Raw genomic sequence first — 17672 nt, forward strand, 5'->3', positions numbered from 1 at the left:
TTTGTTGTTCCTCACATGCTGCGTGACCGTCGTGGCAGCGCGGTGTCCGAGAATTCAGGCCCGTCGTCCCCATTCCGAGTCGAAGCGAGTCCGGATCAGTGGTCGAAACAGTAACGGAACCCCCCTCCCGGGATGCGGCCGTGCGACGCCGAACGCTTGCTGCGTGGCCGCTCCGAGCCAAGGTCGCAGCCGTCGTCGCACTCCCGTTGGTGCTGGCCATGGGCTTCGGTGCAGTACGCGTGCAGTCCGAACTGGCTGCCGCAGCCGACCTGTCCGCGGCCGCCGACAACGCACGGATCGTCGAACCGATCCTGCGTCTCGACGCCGTGGTCGGTGCCGACGCAGTCGCAGGTAGGGCGCTGGACCCGGCCGGATTCGACAGTGCCGTCGACACCGTCAGGTCGGTCGTGCAATCGACGGTCGGCTCCGGTTCGGACGTGCAGCAACGTCTCGACCGATCCATTGAGGCCGCCGTCGCCATGCGGGAACGGCTCGTAGGGGAATTCGTGCCGCCGATCGAACGGGCGGACGCCGCCACCGCGGTCACGACGGGTCTGGCAGGTGTCGTCTCCGCCGCGCTCGACGTCGAGAACGCCGAGGTGCGTTCGGCGATCGACGGCGTCACCGTTGCCATGGCCGGGCGCCGAGCCGCGCAGACACAGCAGTTGCTGGTGTCGATCCTCGATCCCGACGTACTGGCGTCGGCCAACCGGACAGCGGGTCGCGAATCCGCCGACATCGACGCGCTCGCAGCGGTTCTCGGCGACGATGCGACGACCGTCGCCGGACTCCGTGCCGAACTCGACAGCCGAATTCGGATGTACGGGTCCGCTGCGGCCGGGGCGCCGACCAATCCGTTCCTGTCGGCCGCCCGCTCTGCCGAGCTGTACACGGCGGCACTGGGCGAATTCTCCGACACTCTCGGATCGTCGTTGTCCGCAGCGGCACTCGACAGGCGCTCGGTCGCACTGCGCGACGCCGCGGTCGTTCTCGGCGCGGTGTTGATCGCGTTGGTTCTGGCGTTGCTCGTCGCGCGGTCGCTCGTGGCTCCCCTCCGGCGACTGCGCCTCGGTGCGCTGTCCGTCGCCCACCGCGAGCTACCGGAGGAGATCGAGCAGATTCGCGGCGGCGGCCGAACGCCCGACATCACGCCCGTTCCGGTGCACACCGGTGAGGAGATCGGGCAACTCGCTCGGGCCGTCGACGCGATTCACGAAGAGGCCCTGCAGCTGGCAGGCGAGCAGGCGCGGCTGCGGGTTCAGGTCGGAAACATGTTCGAGACGCTGTCCCGCCGGTCCAGATCGCTCGTGGACCAGCAGTTGGCGCTCATCGAGGAACTCGAACGCGACGAAGACGATCCGCGTCGACTGGACAGCCTGTTCCGTCTCGATCACCTCGCGACGAGGATGCGTCGTAACGGCGCCAACCTGATGGTTCTCGCCGGGACTCAGTCCCGTCGGCCTCACAGCGACCAGCCGGTAGCGCTGGACGCGGTGCTGAGCGCCGCAGTGTCCGAGGTCGAGGACTACCGCCGCGTGCAGATGCTCGACGTGCCCGACGCCGCGCTCACGGCCGCGTCGGCAGCGGACATCGTCCACCTCGTCGCGGAAGTGATCGACAACGCCCTGCGGTACTCACCTCCGGACAGTGCAGTCGCCGTGACCGGTGCGCGCGCCATCGAAGGCGGAATCCTCCTCGAAGTCGCCGATCGTGGCCTCGGCATGCCACCCGCAGATCTGGAGGAGACCAACAACCGGTTGGCAGTCGGCGGCGAGGTGACACCCGAAACTGCCCGTCGCATGGGTCTTTTCGTGGTGGGTCGGCTGGCCCACCGGCACGGCGTCACCGTGCGGTTGCGGCCCACCCAGGTGCAGGGCGGGTCGTCCGGCGTGACCGTCAGCATGCACATTCCCGTCGGGCTGGTCGTGACTTCCTTCCCGACTTCCGAGCGTCATGCACGACCCACGCCGCGAACGTCGTCGGTGATGTCGGTGCCTGTTGCGGCGACGCCGGAGACACACGACCTGCCGGAGTCTCAGAACGAATCGGTCCTCGAAAGCACTGCGCCCGCCCCGACCGCGCCCGGTCGTGTCAATGGAGTGGCGCACGAATTTCAGCCGGGGAAGCTGCCGAGGCGTCGACCAGGAGCCAGCGGAGTCGACGCGGAGACGTCGCCTGCGTCGTCGGATGCGGGCGACGCACCCGATCGTCGCGCGCAGGGCCCGTCGAATACGGCCGCGTTCTTCGGGGCCCGCCCGGCCGTGCACGCGGCCAGAGCCGACCTCGATTCGGACACACCGATTCCGCCACCACCGGATCCCTTGTCGCCGCGGCCTCAGCAGATGCCGATCTACCAGCGAATGGTCTCCGAGTGGCTGGTGGATCCTGCGACCGGGCATGGGCGTTCGCGGTCGTGGACGACGCCTGCCGATTCGGGATGGGCAGCGGCACGCCACGCCACCGACAGTGCCGTCGGGCAGCGGACGGACGCCGGGCTGCCTGCGCGGCGACCGGGAGCACGACTCGTACCCGGCGCGGTCGATCGGCGAACACCCGAGGGCGGCTCGAACGGTCACGGCCCGCAGGACCGGATTCCGACGCGATCACCGGAGGCCGTCCGCGACAAGCTGACCAGCCACTTCACGGGCGTTCGCACCGGCCGCGCCGAGGACGTCACAGGTCGACACAGAACGGAAGAGGACGAATGAACCATCCCATCGCATCGACGCCCGACCGGTCACTCGACTGGCTGGTCTCGAACTTCGCGCGGGATATCGTGGGGGTCGCGCACGCGGTGTTGGTATCGGCCGACGGTCTGCTCATGGCCGCCAGCGAACAGCTGCCCCGAGAGCGTGCCGAGCAATTGGCCGCGGTCACTTCGGGTTTGGCGAGTCTGTCGTCGGGCGCGGCCAGGTTGTTCGACGGAGGCCCGGTCTTGCAGTCCATCGTCGAGATGGAGAACGGCTACCTTCTGCTCATGAGTGTCGGCGACGGTTCGCACCTCGCGTCGCTCACTGCGTCGACGTGCGATATAGGCCAGGTCGGATACGAGATGGCAGTGCTCGTCGACCGTGTCGGCAGCATGATCGAGCCGTCCGCTCGGATGCGAGATCGGTGATGAATCGTGGACACGACCGATAACGACCTCGAATCGGCGACGGCTGCATCGGAATTCGTTGCCGACGTAGAGGCGATCCCACCGGAGCCTGCTCCGAGCCTGGTTCGCCCGTACATGCTGACCGCTGGACGCACCACGTCCGAGGTCTACCTGCCGCTGGAAGCCCCCGTGCACGTCGTGTCCCACACGGCGCCGAACCCGTGGCCCGCCAGCGACATTCGCTCTCGAATAGTCCAGCTGTGCATCGACGGTCCTTCGGTGGCAGAGATCTCGGCGCGGCTCGACATTCCACTCGGTGTCGCGCGAGTACTCGTCGGAGACCTGGTCGGCACGGGGACACTCCGCGTATCGATGACGCTCGGAGACGACGCAACCGCGGACCAACGCCGCGAACTGATCGGAAGGACCCTCCGTGGACTACGCGCACTCTGACGTCGGAGGCCGGGCGGCATCGACGAAAATCGTCGTTGCAGGCGGCTTCGGAGCGGGCAAGACGACGCTCGTCGGTGCGATCTCGGAAATCGTTCCGCTGCGTACCGAAGCGTTGATCACCGACGCCTCCGAGGGCATCGACGAACTCGACGACACCGCAACGAAATCCACGACGACGGTGGCCATGGACTTCGGCCGCATCACGCTGGCGGACGACCTGGTGTTGTACCTGTTCGGTACACCGGGGCAGCGACGTTTCTGGTTCATGTGGGACGACCTGGTGCGTGGTGCAATCGGCGCAATCGTCCTCATCGACACCCGGCGGCTCGACGACTGTTTCGCCGCCATCGATTACTTCGAAGCGAAGGGGTTGCCCTTCGTCGTCGCCGTCAACGAATTCGACAGTGCGCCGACGTATCCCGTCGACGACATTCGCGAGGCGCTCGCCGTCCCGCCGCACGTGCCCATCATCACCGTCGACGCCCGAGTCACCGAATCGGTCCGCCGCGCCCTGATCACCCTCACCGAGTACGCGCTCGATCGAGTGCACTCCGCCTCGTAAGGAGACACCGTCATGCATCACGCGCACGAGATGAACCACTTCTCGATGGGCCTGTGGCTGCTGTTCCTGGCCTACATCGTGTCCGTAGTGGGATGTGTTGTCGGACTGGCGTGTACGCGTCGATCGGCGGTGGCGTCGACCGAGCGTAGCCGCCTCGGATGGCTCGCCATGGCGGCCGTGTCGATCGGCGGCATCGGCATCTGGTTGATGCACTTCATCGCAATGCTCGGATTCTCGGTGTCCGGCAGCGTCATTCGGTACGACCTGTTCTGGACCGTGGTCTCGGCACTGCTTGCCATCGCTGCGACGATGGTCGGTCTCATCATCATCGGACGTCGCGTCAACATCTGGACGCTGCTCATCGGTGGCGTCATCATGGGTGTCGCCGTGAACGTCATGCACTACACCGGCATGAACGCGATTCGCATCCAGGGATCGGTGTCCTACGACACGACGCTGGTAGCGATCTCGGTGGTCATCGCCGTCGTCGCCGGCACGCTGTCGCTGTGGTTCACGCTCGTCCTGCAGAGGCCGCTGCTGCTGCTCGCGGCCGGAATCGCCATGGGCGTCGCCGTGGTGGGTATGCATTACACGGGCATGGCCGCCGTGCGCGTATCCGTCGACCCGGCCCTGCCGATCCCACAGGGCCTCGAGGTGTTCGGATTTCTGTTCCCGGTGTTCGTCGTCGGCCTGCTGGCCCTCGCCGCCCCGATCGCGGCGCTGCTCACCCTGTCGGACGACGACCTCGACGCCGCTGAAGCCGAGGCAACTCACCTTCCCGTTGCATAGCTACGTCAACAGGGCGCGGCCCAGATCGGTACCCGAACGCCAGGCGCTCTCCACGCGCGGCGCGCCGTTCGGGCACCACTGGTCGCCGGCGAATCCCGTTCGGCGACCATCGGATTCGATCAGCGCGAAGGATGCGTCGTGACTCGACTCGGGCTTACCGAAGCTCCAGCGGTGTACGTGCGTCCACGACGGCCGGTCGGTGTCGAGCAGTTCGACGAGTGCGGTGACGACGGGGTCTGCTGCCGTGTCGGGGTCGCCGAGATGTGCACGCGCGAACTCGGCCGTCGTGTGTGCGACGAGTACCGGAGCACCGTCACCCCGTCGCGCGCCGTCGTCGGCAAGAAACTCCACGATCGGGTGGTCGTTGACGAACGCCGCGTCCCGAAAGGGCAGTCTCAATTCGTCGAAGCCGACGACGACCGTCAGAACCGGCTGGTAGTCGACGGGTTCGGGAACCGTCGTGAGACGGGCAGCCTGCGGATCGGGCATCGCGAGAACGACGTCGCCGTCCGGGAGCCCCTCGACCGTGACGCTCTCGACAGGCACGTCGGCCAGCATGGAACGGACGAGCGAACGGAGCCCTCCCAGGGTACGCCATCGCGTCGGACCGGTGCTGGTCTCGGGGTCCGAGTCGGGGGCCAGAACACCGAACGTGTCGGTCCACGGCCGAGCGAGGCCTGCGGACTCCCAACGCGACACGAGTGCGGCGAATTCGGGATCACGCACCGTGAAGTATCCGGCACCGATGTCGACGCGTCGGCCGTGCAGTTCGGGTGATGCCATCCGGCCACCCACTGCGCGGCCGCGTTCGACGAGCCGAAAGGGAACCCCGGCGTCGCGGAGGACGGTGGCACAGGCAGCCCCGGCAATGCCCGCGCCGACGATCGTGACGGGTGCGTCGAAGCGCGTCATCGGCGTGACCGCCCGATCGACCATTCCACGGCCGCGTCGGCGTGGATCGCCGTCGTCGGGAACACCGGAACCGGGGAATCCTCGGAAGAGACGAGCAGCTCGATCTCCGTGCAGCCGAGGATGATTCCCTGGGCACCCTCCGCAACGAGCGACGAGATGACCCGTCGGTACACCTCCCTGGACGAGTCCGTGATGATCCCGCGGCACAGCTCCTCGTAGATGATGCGGTGGACGTCGGCGCGATCGTCGGACGACGGCACGACGACACCGAGCCCACTGTTCTCGAGACGCTCACGGTAGAACGACTGCTCCATCGTGAACGCGGTGCCCAGAAGGCCGACCGTGGTGACCTCGGTGCGCTTGACGGCGGCCGCGGTCGCGTCGGCGATGTGGAGGACGGGAATCGACACCGCGGCCTCGATGGCGTCGGCCACCTTGTGCATGGTGTTGGTGCACAGCACGACGATCTCGGCCCCGGCGTGCTGCAGATTGACGGCTTCCTCCGCGAGAAGGGTTGCCGCGGAATCCCAGTCGCCCGCAACCTGCAGCGCCTCGACCTCCGCGAAATCGAGCGAGTCCAGAATGCAGCGTGCCGAATGGATTCCGCCGAGGCGGTCCCGGACGCCTTCGTTGATCAGGCGGTAGTACAGGGCACTACTTTCCCAGCTCATTCCGCCGAGCAAACCTATGACACGAGGTCCTGAACGCATGGGGTCGACGGTAGTCGAAAGTCGAACCGTCCGGCGAACGAGTTTCGTCGTCGCCGTCGACCCCGTGCGATCACGCGTCGACAGCGACCTTCGACGCGGCGCTCAGGGTGGGGTAGTGGTGGGGCAGCCGCATCGACACCAGATCCTTGCGTCGGACGACGTTCGTCGGATACACGCTGTCGAGATTGGTGGTGTCGACGACGGCCGTTGCCGCGCCCCTTTCGGTCGTCACGACGCTCTCGCCACGCGGAAACGCGAAGGTGTCCGGACCGAAAACGCCGCTGTGCCCGTCGAATCCGCGGTCCGGATCGAATGCGTTCGCGAAGGCGAACCACACGTTGTTCTCACCCGCCCGCACCCGCATGTGGTGCCAGTGCAGAGGATCCGCATCGGTCAGGATTGCGCCCTGGTGCGGAATGGTGGTGCCGACGTGACCGCCGACCGGTGCGGACATCGCCGCGGGACAGACGACGATGTCGCATCCCCGAAGGGCGAGAACACGTCCGGCCTCGGGGAAGTGAACGTCGTTGCCCAGTAGGATTCCGACGCGTCCGGCAGGCAGGTCGAGCACGGCCCAGCTGTCGCCTGCGTCGAAGAACTCCGTGTCGGCCGGCGCGACATGGGTCTGACGATAGCTGCCCAGGATTCCGGACGGACCGACGACGACGGCGGTGTTGTAGAACGTCGCGTCGGCGAACTCTGCGAGGCCGACGACGACCGTCGTGGAGGTTCTCGCGGCCGCGTCGGCGATCCGTGCGAGGGAGGGCCCGTCGAGCGATTCCGCCACCGCGGACGCCGGACGATCCGTCGACAGCGGTCCGGTGATCGACAGCTCCGGAAAGACCAGCAGCTCACCGCCGTTCGCCTTCGACATCATGTTCTCGATGGCGGAGACGTTGGCTTCGACATCGGTGGTGGGCGTGGACTGCACGACCGTCACCGCGGTGCGAGCGCCGTCGGGCAACGTGCGGTGTCCGTAGAGGGAGAAGAAGTCCAGCGGGTTCCAGAGGAATGTGTTCGACTGCAGTTCGCGGTAGAGCTCCGGCCTGCGATCGCCCCACGGGTTCTGCTCTCGGGCGCGCGCCGGGTCGATCTGCGCGTACACGATGCCGTTTCCGGAGTCGATCGACGACGCGACGGTGCCGTCGGGCTCGATGATGCACGTCCCGCCGCTGAATTGCACGGTGCGCTCGAGGCCCCAGCGGTTGCTCTCGACAACGTAGCACCGGTTCTCGAAGGCGCGGCTGATCCAGTACGGAGCCGGTGTGCGTTCGGCGAGCCAGTTGCTGATGTGGCAGATCACGTCCGCACCGTCGAGAGCCACGACGCGCGCGGTCTCCACGAAGTGCATGTCCATGCAGATCAGCAGAGAGATCCGGCCTATGGGGGTATCGAACACCTGGTGGCCGAGATTGCCCGGTGCCGCCCACTTCGGTTCGGCGATGTACGAGTGCGTCTTTCGATGCTTGCCCACCACGCCCTCGGGACCGACAAGCACGGCGGCGTTGTAGAACAGGCCGGTGTCCGCGTCGACCTCTGGCATTCCGACGACGACATAGCAGCCGTGTTCGCTCGCTACGGCAGCGAACGCATCCGTCGTCGGGCCGGGGACGGTTTCGACGACGGTGGCTGCCTCGTCGTAGTCGTACAGGCAGTATCCGGTCGTCGCCATCTCCGGAGTGGTGATCAGCTTCGCGCCGTGCCGGGCGGCTTCGCCGACCAGCGCGAGAAGGTCCGCGACATTGCCGGACTTGTCGAACAGCGTCGGCTCGTACTGAATCGCTGCTGCTTCGTAAGGTGCTACGGAAGTCATCGTGTCGGTCCTATCGGTGCGTCGGGGTCGCGTCGGGCAAATCGGTGTGTTGTTCCGCAGCGGGCAGGGTGGTGGGTGTGTAGAAGCGTCCGCGGGTGGCGATCGTCAGCGGAATGTAGACGATCGGTCCGACGAACATCGCGATGAACGACGCGTAGTACGACGGGTATACGCCGAAGACGCCCAGAGCGCCGATGACGATTCCCAGCATCATCGCGGTGATTCCGCACGGATTCCAGGTGCGTACGAAGCCGTCGCGGAATTCGATGTTCGACGACGGTGCCAGCCCGAGCCACTTGCGACAGACGAAGTAGTCGGCGAGCAGGATGAAGATCCACGTGTTGGTCATGATGCCGGTGACGGCGAGGAACTTGTCGGTGTACTGCAGAACGTTGATGGGGTACAGAGCAATTCCGATGACGAGAAGCGCCACCATCCACCACTGACGTCCGAACTTGCGGGGCGACAACGCATCCCATGCATTGGAGAGCGCGAGCGATCCGGAGTAGAGGTTCATGACGTTGATGCGAACCTGGGTGACGATGGCGAAGACGACACCGAGCAGACCCATCACGACGGCGAAGTAGAGGCCGGGGTCGGTGGCGGACAGCTCGGGCGTCGCTGTGCCGTCGAAGTGACGCAGCATCGTGAAGCCGAGGAAGACACCGAGAATCATCACGACGACGATCATCAGCAGCTCCGACAGCATCAGACCTGCAGTGCCGCGGTAGGTGACCTCCTTCTTGACGAATCGGCCGTAGTCGGTCGCGATGAGTGCCTGGAAGACGATCTGGCCGTTGACGAGGCTCAGTGCCTGCCACATCGCGGTCGACGAGAAGCCGCCCGTCGCTTCCCATTCGCCGGGGCCCACGAGAACGTAACCGCTCGCGAGCATGTACATGCCGATCGCGAACAGAACGAGGAAGATCGGCATGCCGAACTTCTGCAGGACGTTCATCGAATGCATTCCGCGCCAGGAGAAGTACAGCGCGACGAGCGCGACGACAGCGAACACGACCGTCGCCCAGAACGAGTCTATGTCGATGCCCGCGAACTCGCTGAGGCCGTGTGAGACGATGCTGCCTTCGAAGATGAAATAGAAGACGTAGTTCACCGCGTAGACAAGCGAGGCAACCGCGGAGCCCTTCGTTCCGAATCCGAGACCGCGCGTCAGAAGCGGGAGCGAAAGCCCCTCCTGGCTGGCGATCCGCATGATCAGGCTTCCGATCAGGGTCGCACCGACGACCATGTAGGCGATCGGAACGAGGAACATCGGCCAACCGACGAGAAAGCCGATCTGGCCGCCGAGCGAGAACCAGAACATCGCGGTGACGTTGCCCGTCAACACCAGCAGAATTGCCGGCCTAGGCCAGCGCTGGCTCGCCGGTACGCGCGATGTCGCATAACTTTCGATCTGATCGTCGAGGCTGGTGGCCGGCCCCTCGAAATATTTCTTCATGTTCATGACGCGTGTCCAGTTCTTCTCGATCGACGCGGTGGCTCATGGGCCGTCCGCGGGTGCGCGGGGCGCCGTGGTCGGTGGGATGCGCAGCCAGCGGTGATGGTCGACACGATGCTGCGCTCCCAGAAGAATACTTCCTACAGACACTATTTTTCTAGGAACTATGTAAATTTCTCGAGACGGTCTTGGATTCGTACATTTCGGGCCGAAACACCTGTGGCCCCGCACCCTTGACGGGTACGAGGCCACAGTGCTGGTGAACTCAGAAGATCGTGCGATACAGCTCGGCGATCTCGTCGGCGGTCGGAACCACCGGGTTGTTTCCCGGCGAGCCCGACGCAAGGGCCTGCTCGGCCATCAAGGGGATCAGTTCGTCCCATCGCGCCTTGTCGATGCCGTACTTGCTCGGGGACGGAACCTCCACGTCCGCGCACAGCGTGTCGATGAACTCGATCAACTTCGACGACGCCACATCGTCGCTGTCGTGTTGATCGGCCGCACCCAGCTGGCGAGCGCAGTCGGCGTAGCGTCCGCGCGCACCCGGAATCGAGAACGCGGTGACCGCAGGAAGTAGCATCGCATTCGAAAGACCGTGTGCGACATGGAAGTGCGCACCGATCGGACGGCTCATGCCGTGCACGAGACACACGCTCGCGTTGGAGAACGCCATGCCTGCCTGCGTCGACGCGTGCATCATGTTCTCGCGTGCCTCACGATCCGAACCATCTCTGTACGCCCGCAACAGATACCGGCCGATCGTCTTCATCGCCGACAGGGCCAAACCGTCGGAAATCGGGTTCGCCTTCTTGCTGACGTACGCCTCGATGGCGTGAGTCAGCGCGTCGACGCCGGTATCGGCCGTCAATCGAGCAGGCATCGACATCGTCAGATCGGAGTCGACGATCGACGCGATCGGCAGGAACGACAAGCCGGGGCACAGCATCTTCTCGTCGGTCGAGACGTCGGTGATGATCGTGAACTGCGTTGCTTCCGAACCGCTTCCGGCCGTCGTCGGAATCGCGACGATGGGCAGCGCCGGACCCGTGTACACGCGCGGCGCCTTGAAATCACGCATCTCACCGCCCTGCTTCGTCAGCACGGCAAGGGCTTTCGCGGTGTCCATCGGGCTACCGCCGCCGAAACCGATGATGACGTCGGCGCCGTGCGCCTGTACCGCGTCGAGACCGGCCTGCAGCGATTCCGTGGTCGGATCGGGAACGGTTTCGGAGAACACCGCGCCCTGCTTCCCCGCGGCCTCGATGATCTTCAGCAGCCGATCGGCAGATCCATTGCTCACCATGAACGCATCGGTGACGAGCAGGGGGCGCTCGACGTCGAGATCGGACAGAACCGAACCCAACTCCTCGACTGCGCCCGAGCCGAGTTTCAGAAACCGCGGAAACGAAATGTTGGCAACCATGCACTACTCCTTAGGGCTACGCCTCGTGCGTGTTAGAACTACGCCTCGTGCGCGCGAATGTATAGCGGGCTATACATTCGCGCGCACGTGGGGGTGTCAGCTGTTTTCGGGGAATCCGAGGTTGATGCCGCCGTGGCTGGGGTCGAGCCAGCGGCTGGTGATGGCTTTGCCGCGGGTGAGAAAGTGGATGCCTTCAGTGCCGTGGGCGTGGGTGTCGCCGAAGAGGCTGTTCTTCCAGCCGCCGAAGCTGTAGTAGGCCATGGGGACGGGGATGGGGACGTTGATACCGACCATGCCGACCTCGACTTCGTTTTGGAACCTGCGTGCTGCGCCGCCGTCGTTGGTGAAGATGGCGGTGCCGTTGCCGTAGGGGTTGTCGTTGATCAGTTGGAGGGCTTCGTCGTAGCTGTCGACGCGGACGACGGACAGGACGGGTCCGAAGATTTCGTCGGTGTAGATGCTCATGTCGGTGGTGACGTTGTCGATCAGGGTCGGTCCGAGCCAGAATCCGTCCTTGCCGCCGTCGGGCTGGACTTGGCGGCCGTCGACGACGATGGTGGCGCCTGCTGCTTCGCCTGCGTCGACGTAGGAGGCGACTTTGTCGCGGTGGGCCTGCGTCACCAACGGGCCCATGTCGGAGTTCTTGGTGCCGTCGCCGGTGACGAGGGGGGTGGTGCGTTCGACGATTTTCGCGACGAGGTCGTCGGCGATGTCGCCGACGGCGACGAGTGCGGAGATGGCCATGCAGCGTTCGCCTGCGGAGCCGAAGCCGGCGTTGACCATGGCGTCGGCGGCGAGGTCGAGGTCGGCGTCGGGTAGGACGATGGCGTGGTTCTTCGCGCCACCCAAAGCTTGGACGCGTTTACCGTTCGCGGTGCCGACGCTGTAGACGTATTGGGCGATGGGGGTGGAGCCGACGAAGGAGATCGCTTTGATCTTCTTGTTCTCGAGGAGTTCGTCGACGGCGAGCTTGTCGCCTTGGAGGACGTTGAACACGCCTGCGGGTAGGCCTGCTTCGGCCCAGAGGTTCGCGATCCAGATGGAGGCGGTGGGGTCTTTTTCCGACGGCTTGAGTACGACGGTGTTGCCGGCGGCGATGGCGACGGGGAAGAACCACATCGGGACCATGGCGGGGAAGTTGAAGGGGGAGATGATGCCGACGGGGCCGAGGGGTTGGCGGATGGAGTAGACGTCGACTTTGGTGGAGGCGTTCTCGGTGAACCCGCCCTTGAGTAGGTGGGGGATGCCGCAGGCGAATTCGACGACTTCCTGGCCGCGGGAGATTTCACCCAATGCGTCGGAGAGTACTTTGCCGTGTTCGGCGGTGATGATTTCCGCCAACTCGCCCTTGCGTTCGTTCAACAGTTCGCGGAATTTGAACAGGACCTGTACGCGCTTGGCGAGGGAGGTGTCGCGCCAGGCGGGGAACGCGGCTGCGGCGGCGTCGATGACGGTGCGGGCATCGTCCAGGTTGGCCAGTGCCAGTTGTCCGGTGACCTCGCCGGTAGCGGGGTTGGTGACCGGTGCGGTGTTACCGGAGGTGCCGGCGAATTCCTTGTTGTCCAGCCAGTGCGCGATAGTCGTCACAGATATTCCTTCGCTCGAGATGTGACACCAGTCTCGTAGGCATACATGCCCCTGTCAAAGGCCAATCGCGCACCTGTGCGTGCAAAAATGCACGCGCTGATACGCTGGCGAAATGTTCACCGCCGACCATCTCCGCTTCTTCCTCGAGGTGTCCCGTCACGGTCGCCTGAACGAGGCGTCGAAAGCGCTCGGTGTCGATCACACGACTGTCGGTCGTCGGATCACGAGTTTGGAAAAGCTTGCGGGACAACGGCTTTTCGATCGCACACCCAGTGGGTGGAGATTGACGGAGGCGGGGGACAGGCTGGTCGGCTACGCGGAGACGGTCGAATCGGCGTTGATCGCCGCGTTCGAGGATCAGACGTCGACGATGGGATCGCTCACGGGGTCGGTTCGTATTGCGGCTCCGGACGGGTTCGGCGCATTCGTCTTGACGCCCAATCTGACAAAGCTGCGGAGCCGTCACCCCGATCTCGACGTCGAGCTGGTGACCGCTACCGAGCACAACTCTCTGAACACGCGCGAGTTCGACGTCGCCATCACGCTGGAGCAGCCGTCGGCGCGGCTCGTCTCGTATCGCAAACTGGCCACGTACTCACTGCACCTGTACGCGACGAGGGACTACCTGGCGAGGACGGCCGCGATCTCGAAGATCGACGATCTGCGAGACCACACACTGATCTGGTACGTCGGGGCGCTGCTCGACGTGGCGCCGTTGCGCATCCTGGACTCGATCCTCGCGGACGGGCGTGCGCAGATTCAGACCAACAACATCACCGGGCACTGGCTCGCGGCCAAGAACAGCCTGGGCATCGCGCCGCTACCCAGTTACATCGGCGAGCCGGATGGTGCGCTCGAACGCGTTCTGCCGGAACAGTTCTCGATCGATCGCACGTACTGGGTCGCGGTTCCACGCGAGCTGACGTCGCTCGCAAGGGTCAAAGCCGTCGACGAACTCCTGACGTCGATCGTCGCGGATGCGCCCCATCTGCAATCCGGTCAGTGATCGGCAGGCGCGCGGTCGGCCGCCGCGTTGCGGTGCAGTGTCTCGAGCATGCCTTCGAGTAGTGCGCGGTCGGAGTCCGCGCCGAAGAGCTCGCGGTGCAGAGCTTCGACATCCGACGCCAACGCGTCGTACTTCTGTTGTCCGCGAGTGGTAGTGCGAATCAGCACCTGACGGCGGTCGACCGTGCCCGATCGCCGGTGGACGAGATTGTTCGCGACAAGGCGGTTCACGACCTTGGTCAGAGTCGGAGGCGGCAGCAGTGCGAACTCGGCCGTTTCGGCCATCGTGTGACCGTCGCCGTCGGACAGCAGGCAGAGAACGCGCCATTCCTCCAGGTCCAGATCTGCCGGTGCCAGCAGCGTGCGCATACGCTCGCCGACCAAGCGATCGACGGACGCGAGCAGTCGGTCCGTGCCCGGAGCACGATCTGGCCGTTCGGAAAGGCTCACGCGATCGCACTCCTATCATGAAGGGATTCTCCGCAGAGGAGTCTAGGCGACGGCAGGTGAACGGACGAATGAATGTGACGCGGGCACGCAGCGATGCGACGTTCACCGTCGGCATCGTGTTTCCCATGTCCGGATCGTTCGGTCTCGTCGGACCGTCGAGCGAATTGTCCGCGCAACTCGCACAGGAGGAGCTCAACGCCAACGACGGCGTGCTCGGAAGACGCGTCGAACTGGTGCCGATCGACGGGGGGCGCGACCCGGCCGTCGTCGCGGGAGAGATACGTAGGCTCGTCGACGTCGGAGCCCTCGACGCGGTCGCCGGGATGCATACATCCGCGGTGCGCCGTGCGCTGATTCCCATCACTGCCAACAGAATTCCGTACGTCTACACGTCGCTCTACGAGGGTGGGGATCGGTACCCCGGTCTGTTCGTCACCGGTGAAACACCATCGGCGCAGCTGATTCCGGCGTTGGACGTCATGGTCGACGACTTGGGCCGCAGGCGGTGGGCTGTGGTCGGCAACGACTACGTATGGCCCCGCAAGACGGCCGCCATCGTCACCGAGTACCTGCACTCGATCGGCGTGTCGGTGGTGTTCGGTGACTTCTCACCGATCGGCACCGTCGACTACGCCCAGACCGTATCCGGCATCGAGAGATCCGGGTGCGACGGCGTCGTCGTCCTGCTGCTGGGCGACGACGCCGTCGCGTTCCATCAGGCGTTCGCGTCCGCGGGACTGGACCGTCGGTGCGTCCGGCTCAGCCCACTGATGGACGAGAACATGCTGCTGGCGACCGGATCGGAAAACGCCCGCGAGTTGTACGTCTCCTCAGGCTATTTCGAGACGCTCGGCACGTCGGAGAGTCTCGACTTCTCCGGCCGATTCTCGTCCCGCTTCGGGGTCGACGCGCCGATAGTCGGTTCACTCGGTCAGTCGTGCTACGAGGGAATCACGATGTTGGGGGAGATGGTCGACCGCGCGGGGTCGGCCGAGGTGACGGCATTGGAGTCGATCGCCCAGAACTTCTCGTACGACGGCGCACGCGGTCATCTGAAGATGACCAACGGCCATGTCTCGCAACCGATCTACCTTGCCAAAGCGGGTGAGTTCGATTTCGACGTGCTGGTCGAGATCACTCCGAGGCGCGTGTCGTGACGGAAAACGTTCGATCCGTCTACGGTGGTGGGCATGACTGTAGAAGATTTCGGTGGGCGTCGAACGATTTCGGCGGAGGAGCTGTTGGTCGTGGTCGGTGACTACCAACTCGTCGGCGACGACGGCAAATCTCGCGGCCGCATCGAAGCCGTTGCGCAGGACGGTCTCGCCGTGGTCGTCACGGTCACCGAAGGAGACGACATCGTCGGCGTCGAGTTCGCACCGGATGAGCAGGTGACCATCGAACCGTACGACGGCGGCAAGGCTCCGGTCGTTCCCTGACCGTCGAACATGTTCGCGCGGTGGGCATTCGACGACGAACGACTTACAACGGTGTAACTTCCTGCACTTTCGTAACACTGGTCACATCGGTCACACTCGAGCTACCCTGTGGCTGACCTCCGTCGTCGGAAGGAAGGACGTGCTGTGCGAATCAGCCTGTCCCGCACGAAGATCGGTGTCTCCGCCGCGCTGTCCGCCGCAGCGGTTCTCGCCTCGGGTGGTGTCGCAAGCGCTGAACCGGCACCGCCCACCCCGGCGGATGCGCGCGCGATCATCGAATCGATCGCAGCACCTGCCACCCCTGCTCTGTACAACTCCGCGCAGGACAATTTGGTCAAGGGAAACTACGACGTCGGGTTCGCGGCACTGGACGCGCTGGCGCTGGCGGCGCCGCAGGATTCCAACGTGCCCGCCCTGCAGGCCTTCTACCGGAACGCCGCCAACGACCCGCGCGGCCGGGACGCAGCGTTGGAACGGCTCGGTGGCCTGGACCCCGAACTGCATGCCGCAGTCGAGCGTGCGATCGACATCATCGCCACTTCGGCGGAAGCTCCCGTCGAGTGGGCGCCCGTCTACGACGGTGCACGAACCGCGATCGTCGTGCTCGGCTTCGGACTGGCGGATGACGGCTCGATGCGCGACGAACTGATCGACAGGTTGACCGGTGCTGCTGCCGCGGCGACGGCGTCACCCACGTCACCGGTCGTCGTCACGGGTGGAAATCCCCGGAACGGCGTGGCGGAGGGGGATGCCATGCGTACCTGGCTGATCGACAACGGAGTTGCGGCAGAACGGATCCACGTCGAGAACCGTGCGAACTCGACACCCCAGAATGCGGTGCTGACGCAACCTCTGCTGCGGGACATCGGAGCGCAGAGCGTTGTACTGGCCACCTCGGCGAACCATGTCCGACGGTCGATATCCGACTTCGCCATCGCCGGATCGAACGTGATCGGCGCAGTGAGTCTCGACCCCGAGTCGATTCCCGAGGTCCCCGCGCTGGGTCTCGATTCTCGGCTCGGGCTGACAGTCGACGCGACGAAGGTCGTCGGAATCCCGCGCGTGTACGAGTGAGTCAGACTGCAGGCGGGGGCGCCGCGGCGTCGAGTCGCTTCCGGGCGCGCCGACGTCGACCACGCACGATGACGAACACCAACAGTGCGAACAGCACGGCGGCGACGACGGCGCCCACTGCGGTGGCGCCTCGGAAGCCCGGCGCACCGGTGTTCATGTTCTGAGCGGCGGCCAGCGCCGCGTTGCCGTTGCCCGCGACGATCGACAACGTCATCAGATTGGGCACGGCGACGACGACCGCGAGTAGCGCCGCGACGATCGCGGTGACCTTGCCGCCACGGCGCCCCCGCACCGACCAGGCCACGAAGAACAGCAGCAGCGGAACGAGAGTGCACACGAGGCCGAAGACGAGACCCCACAGAATGCCCTTGCCGAAGGACTGATCCGCGAGCTGCGACATGCGGATGCCCCACCACCGCGGCACGAACGCTGCGAGGGCGAAGTACGCGATGATCAGCGCCACCACTCCGATGGCGATCATGATGGCCTTGTTGACCCAGCCGGGCCTGCGGGATGTCGTGCTGTCGGGGGACGTGCCGTCGACGGTCATGACGACGATCCTAGCTTCGGTATTTCGGTGACAGTCGCCACATGTGACGGCCCCCTCATCTGCGTTCTTTTGTCTGTGTCCGTCGGTAACAATCAAGATCGGTTCAAGCCCGTACGCGGGTGTTTCTGCGATCTCAGGGGGTACATCATGACGCTGTTCTTGATGGGAGCGGTCGGCTTCGTCGGTTTGGCCATGGCCATGCTCGGTTCGGGTCGAGACTTGAATTTCGACAACCGGCAGATGACGGCCGCCTACCGGTCGCGCTGGACCTGATTCCCCAGCCGTGACGGGGCCGATCGGGCGGGCGCCGCGCGCCCGATCGGCCCATCGGACGAGTTCGCTATGTTCG

The 17672-nt window shown here is 65.1% G+C and carries 18 protein-coding genes; 10 read left to right on the forward strand and 8 right to left on the reverse strand.

Annotated elements, in window-relative coordinates:
- Positions 1-140 precede the first annotated feature (140 nt).
- The 5 genes from A3K89_RS00495 (at position 141) to A3K89_RS00515 (ending at position 4901) form a co-directional block, all read left to right on the forward strand.
- Positions 141-2708, forward strand: coding sequence for an ATP-binding protein (locus tag A3K89_RS00495; RefSeq protein WP_254303358.1), 2568 nt, complete (start codon positions 141-143; stop codon positions 2706-2708).
- Positions 2705-3118 (forward strand): roadblock/LC7 domain-containing protein, encoded by a 414-nt coding sequence (locus A3K89_RS00500; RefSeq protein WP_068420515.1) that lies wholly within the window; start codon positions 2705-2707, stop codon positions 3116-3118. Before A3K89_RS00495 ends, A3K89_RS00500 begins: the two co-directional genes overlap by 4 nt.
- Positions 3119-3232: 114 nt before the next feature.
- Positions 3233-3550, forward strand: coding sequence for a DUF742 domain-containing protein (locus tag A3K89_RS00505; RefSeq protein ID WP_068420924.1), 318 nt, complete (start codon positions 3233-3235; stop codon positions 3548-3550).
- Complete coding sequence (locus A3K89_RS00510) at positions 3531-4112, forward strand: GTP-binding protein (RefSeq protein WP_068420516.1); 582 nt, start codon at positions 3531-3533, stop codon at positions 4110-4112. Before A3K89_RS00505 ends, A3K89_RS00510 begins: the two co-directional genes overlap by 20 nt.
- 12 nt (positions 4113-4124) lie before the next feature.
- Positions 4125-4901, forward strand: a complete 777-nt coding sequence (locus A3K89_RS00515) for an MHYT domain-containing protein (RefSeq protein WP_068420519.1) — start codon at positions 4125-4127, stop codon at positions 4899-4901.
- Here the strand turns inward: A3K89_RS00515 and A3K89_RS00520 are convergent, their stop codons facing one another.
- The 6 genes from A3K89_RS00520 to A3K89_RS00545 form a co-directional block, all read right to left on the reverse strand.
- Complete coding sequence (locus A3K89_RS00520; RefSeq protein ID WP_068420925.1) at positions 4902-5813, reverse strand: NAD(P)/FAD-dependent oxidoreductase; 912 nt, start codon at positions 5811-5813, stop codon at positions 4902-4904.
- The gene (locus A3K89_RS00525) at positions 5810-6523 is read right to left on the reverse strand and encodes an aspartate/glutamate racemase family protein (protein ID WP_068420521.1); all 714 of its coding nucleotides are present in this window, start codon (positions 6521-6523) and stop codon (positions 5810-5812) included. Before A3K89_RS00525 ends, A3K89_RS00520 begins: the two co-directional genes overlap by 4 nt.
- Positions 6524-6593: 70 nt before the next feature.
- Complete coding sequence (locus tag A3K89_RS00530; RefSeq protein ID WP_068420524.1) at positions 6594-8336, reverse strand: nitrilase-related carbon-nitrogen hydrolase; 1743 nt, start codon at positions 8334-8336, stop codon at positions 6594-6596.
- Positions 8337-8346: 10 nt separating this feature from the next.
- Positions 8347-9801, reverse strand: a complete 1455-nt coding sequence (locus A3K89_RS00535; RefSeq protein ID WP_068420525.1) for a purine-cytosine permease family protein — start codon at positions 9799-9801, stop codon at positions 8347-8349.
- A gap of 259 nt (positions 9802-10060) precedes the next feature.
- Positions 10061-11218 carry an iron-containing alcohol dehydrogenase gene (locus A3K89_RS00540; RefSeq protein WP_068420527.1) on the reverse strand — a complete coding sequence of 386 codons (1158 nt, stop codon included), beginning with the start codon at positions 11216-11218 and terminating at the stop codon, positions 10061-10063.
- 96 nt (positions 11219-11314) lie between these two features.
- Positions 11315-12805, reverse strand: a complete 1491-nt coding sequence (locus tag A3K89_RS00545) for a CoA-acylating methylmalonate-semialdehyde dehydrogenase (protein WP_157105188.1) — start codon at positions 12803-12805, stop codon at positions 11315-11317.
- A gap of 112 nt (positions 12806-12917) precedes the next feature.
- On the opposite strand from A3K89_RS00545, the gene A3K89_RS00550 reads away from it, so the two are divergent.
- Positions 12918-13811, forward strand: a complete 894-nt coding sequence (locus tag A3K89_RS00550; RefSeq protein WP_068420530.1) for a LysR family transcriptional regulator — start codon at positions 12918-12920, stop codon at positions 13809-13811.
- Here A3K89_RS00550 and A3K89_RS00555 read toward each other — a convergent pair.
- The gene (locus A3K89_RS00555; RefSeq protein WP_068420531.1) at positions 13805-14260 is read right to left on the reverse strand and encodes a MarR family winged helix-turn-helix transcriptional regulator; all 456 of its coding nucleotides are present in this window, start codon (positions 14258-14260) and stop codon (positions 13805-13807) included. The genes A3K89_RS00550 and A3K89_RS00555 overlap by 7 nt on opposite strands.
- 68 nt (positions 14261-14328) lie before the next feature.
- Here A3K89_RS00555 and A3K89_RS00560 point away from each other — a divergent pair, with 68 nt between their 5' ends.
- The 3 genes from A3K89_RS00560 (at position 14329) to A3K89_RS00570 (ending at position 16773) form a co-directional block, all read left to right on the forward strand.
- Entirely contained in the window at positions 14329-15417 is a 1089-nt protein-coding gene (locus tag A3K89_RS00560; RefSeq protein WP_068420534.1) for a substrate-binding domain-containing protein, read from the forward strand.
- A gap of 33 nt (positions 15418-15450) precedes the next feature.
- A complete protein-coding gene (locus tag A3K89_RS00565; protein ID WP_068420536.1) occupies positions 15451-15699 on the forward strand; it encodes a hypothetical protein in 249 nt (82 codons plus the stop codon).
- Between the two features lie 144 nt (positions 15700-15843).
- On the forward strand, positions 15844-16773 hold the full coding sequence (locus A3K89_RS00570; RefSeq protein ID WP_157105189.1) for a YdcF family protein: 930 nt from the start codon (positions 15844-15846) through the stop codon (positions 16771-16773).
- A 1-nt stretch (position 16774) separates the two neighbouring features.
- Here the strand turns inward: A3K89_RS00570 and A3K89_RS00575 are convergent, their stop codons facing one another.
- On the reverse strand, positions 16775-17323 hold the full coding sequence (locus A3K89_RS00575) for a permease (RefSeq protein WP_068420538.1): 549 nt from the start codon (positions 17321-17323) through the stop codon (positions 16775-16777).
- Between the two features lie 147 nt (positions 17324-17470).
- Here A3K89_RS00575 and A3K89_RS26560 point away from each other — a divergent pair, with 147 nt between their 5' ends.
- Positions 17471-17596 carry a hypothetical protein gene (locus tag A3K89_RS26560; RefSeq protein WP_261768632.1) on the forward strand — a complete coding sequence of 42 codons (126 nt, stop codon included), beginning with the start codon at positions 17471-17473 and terminating at the stop codon, positions 17594-17596.
- The last annotated feature ends 76 nt before the right edge of the window (positions 17597-17672 follow it).

It is taken from the genome of Rhodococcoides kyotonense (assembly GCF_001645385.1).
GTDB classification, from domain to species: domain Bacteria; phylum Actinomycetota; class Actinomycetes; order Mycobacteriales; family Mycobacteriaceae; genus Rhodococcoides; species Rhodococcoides kyotonensis_B.

Coding starts and splice junctions, on each gene's coding strand:
- A3K89_RS00535 (WP_068420525.1), bottom strand. CDS start 9,801: ATGAACATGAAGAAATATTTCGAGGGGCCGGCCACCAGCCTCGACGAT.
- A3K89_RS00575 (WP_068420538.1), bottom strand. CDS start 17,323: ATGACCGTCGACGGCACGTCCCCCGACAGCACGACATCCCGCAGGCCC.
- A3K89_RS00530 (WP_068420524.1), bottom strand. CDS start 8,336: ATGACTTCCGTAGCACCTTACGAAGCAGCAGCGATTCAGTACGAGCCG.
- A3K89_RS00500 (WP_068420515.1), top strand. CDS start 2,705: ATGAACCATCCCATCGCATCGACGCCCGACCGGTCACTCGACTGGCTG.
- A3K89_RS26560 (WP_261768632.1), top strand. CDS start 17,471: ATGACGCTGTTCTTGATGGGAGCGGTCGGCTTCGTCGGTTTGGCCATG.
- A3K89_RS00550 (WP_068420530.1), top strand. CDS start 12,918: ATGTTCACCGCCGACCATCTCCGCTTCTTCCTCGAGGTGTCCCGTCAC.
- A3K89_RS00540 (WP_068420527.1), bottom strand. CDS start 11,218: ATGGTTGCCAACATTTCGTTTCCGCGGTTTCTGAAACTCGGCTCGGGC.
- A3K89_RS00560 (WP_068420534.1), top strand. CDS start 14,329: ATGAATGTGACGCGGGCACGCAGCGATGCGACGTTCACCGTCGGCATC.
- A3K89_RS00565 (WP_068420536.1), top strand. CDS start 15,451: ATGACTGTAGAAGATTTCGGTGGGCGTCGAACGATTTCGGCGGAGGAG.
- A3K89_RS00525 (WP_068420521.1), bottom strand. CDS start 6,523: ATGCGTTCAGGACCTCGTGTCATAGGTTTGCTCGGCGGAATGAGCTGG.
- A3K89_RS00505 (WP_068420924.1), top strand. CDS start 3,233: ATGCTGACCGCTGGACGCACCACGTCCGAGGTCTACCTGCCGCTGGAA.
- A3K89_RS00515 (WP_068420519.1), top strand. CDS start 4,125: ATGCATCACGCGCACGAGATGAACCACTTCTCGATGGGCCTGTGGCTG.
- A3K89_RS00520 (WP_068420925.1), bottom strand. CDS start 5,813: ATGACGCGCTTCGACGCACCCGTCACGATCGTCGGCGCGGGCATTGCC.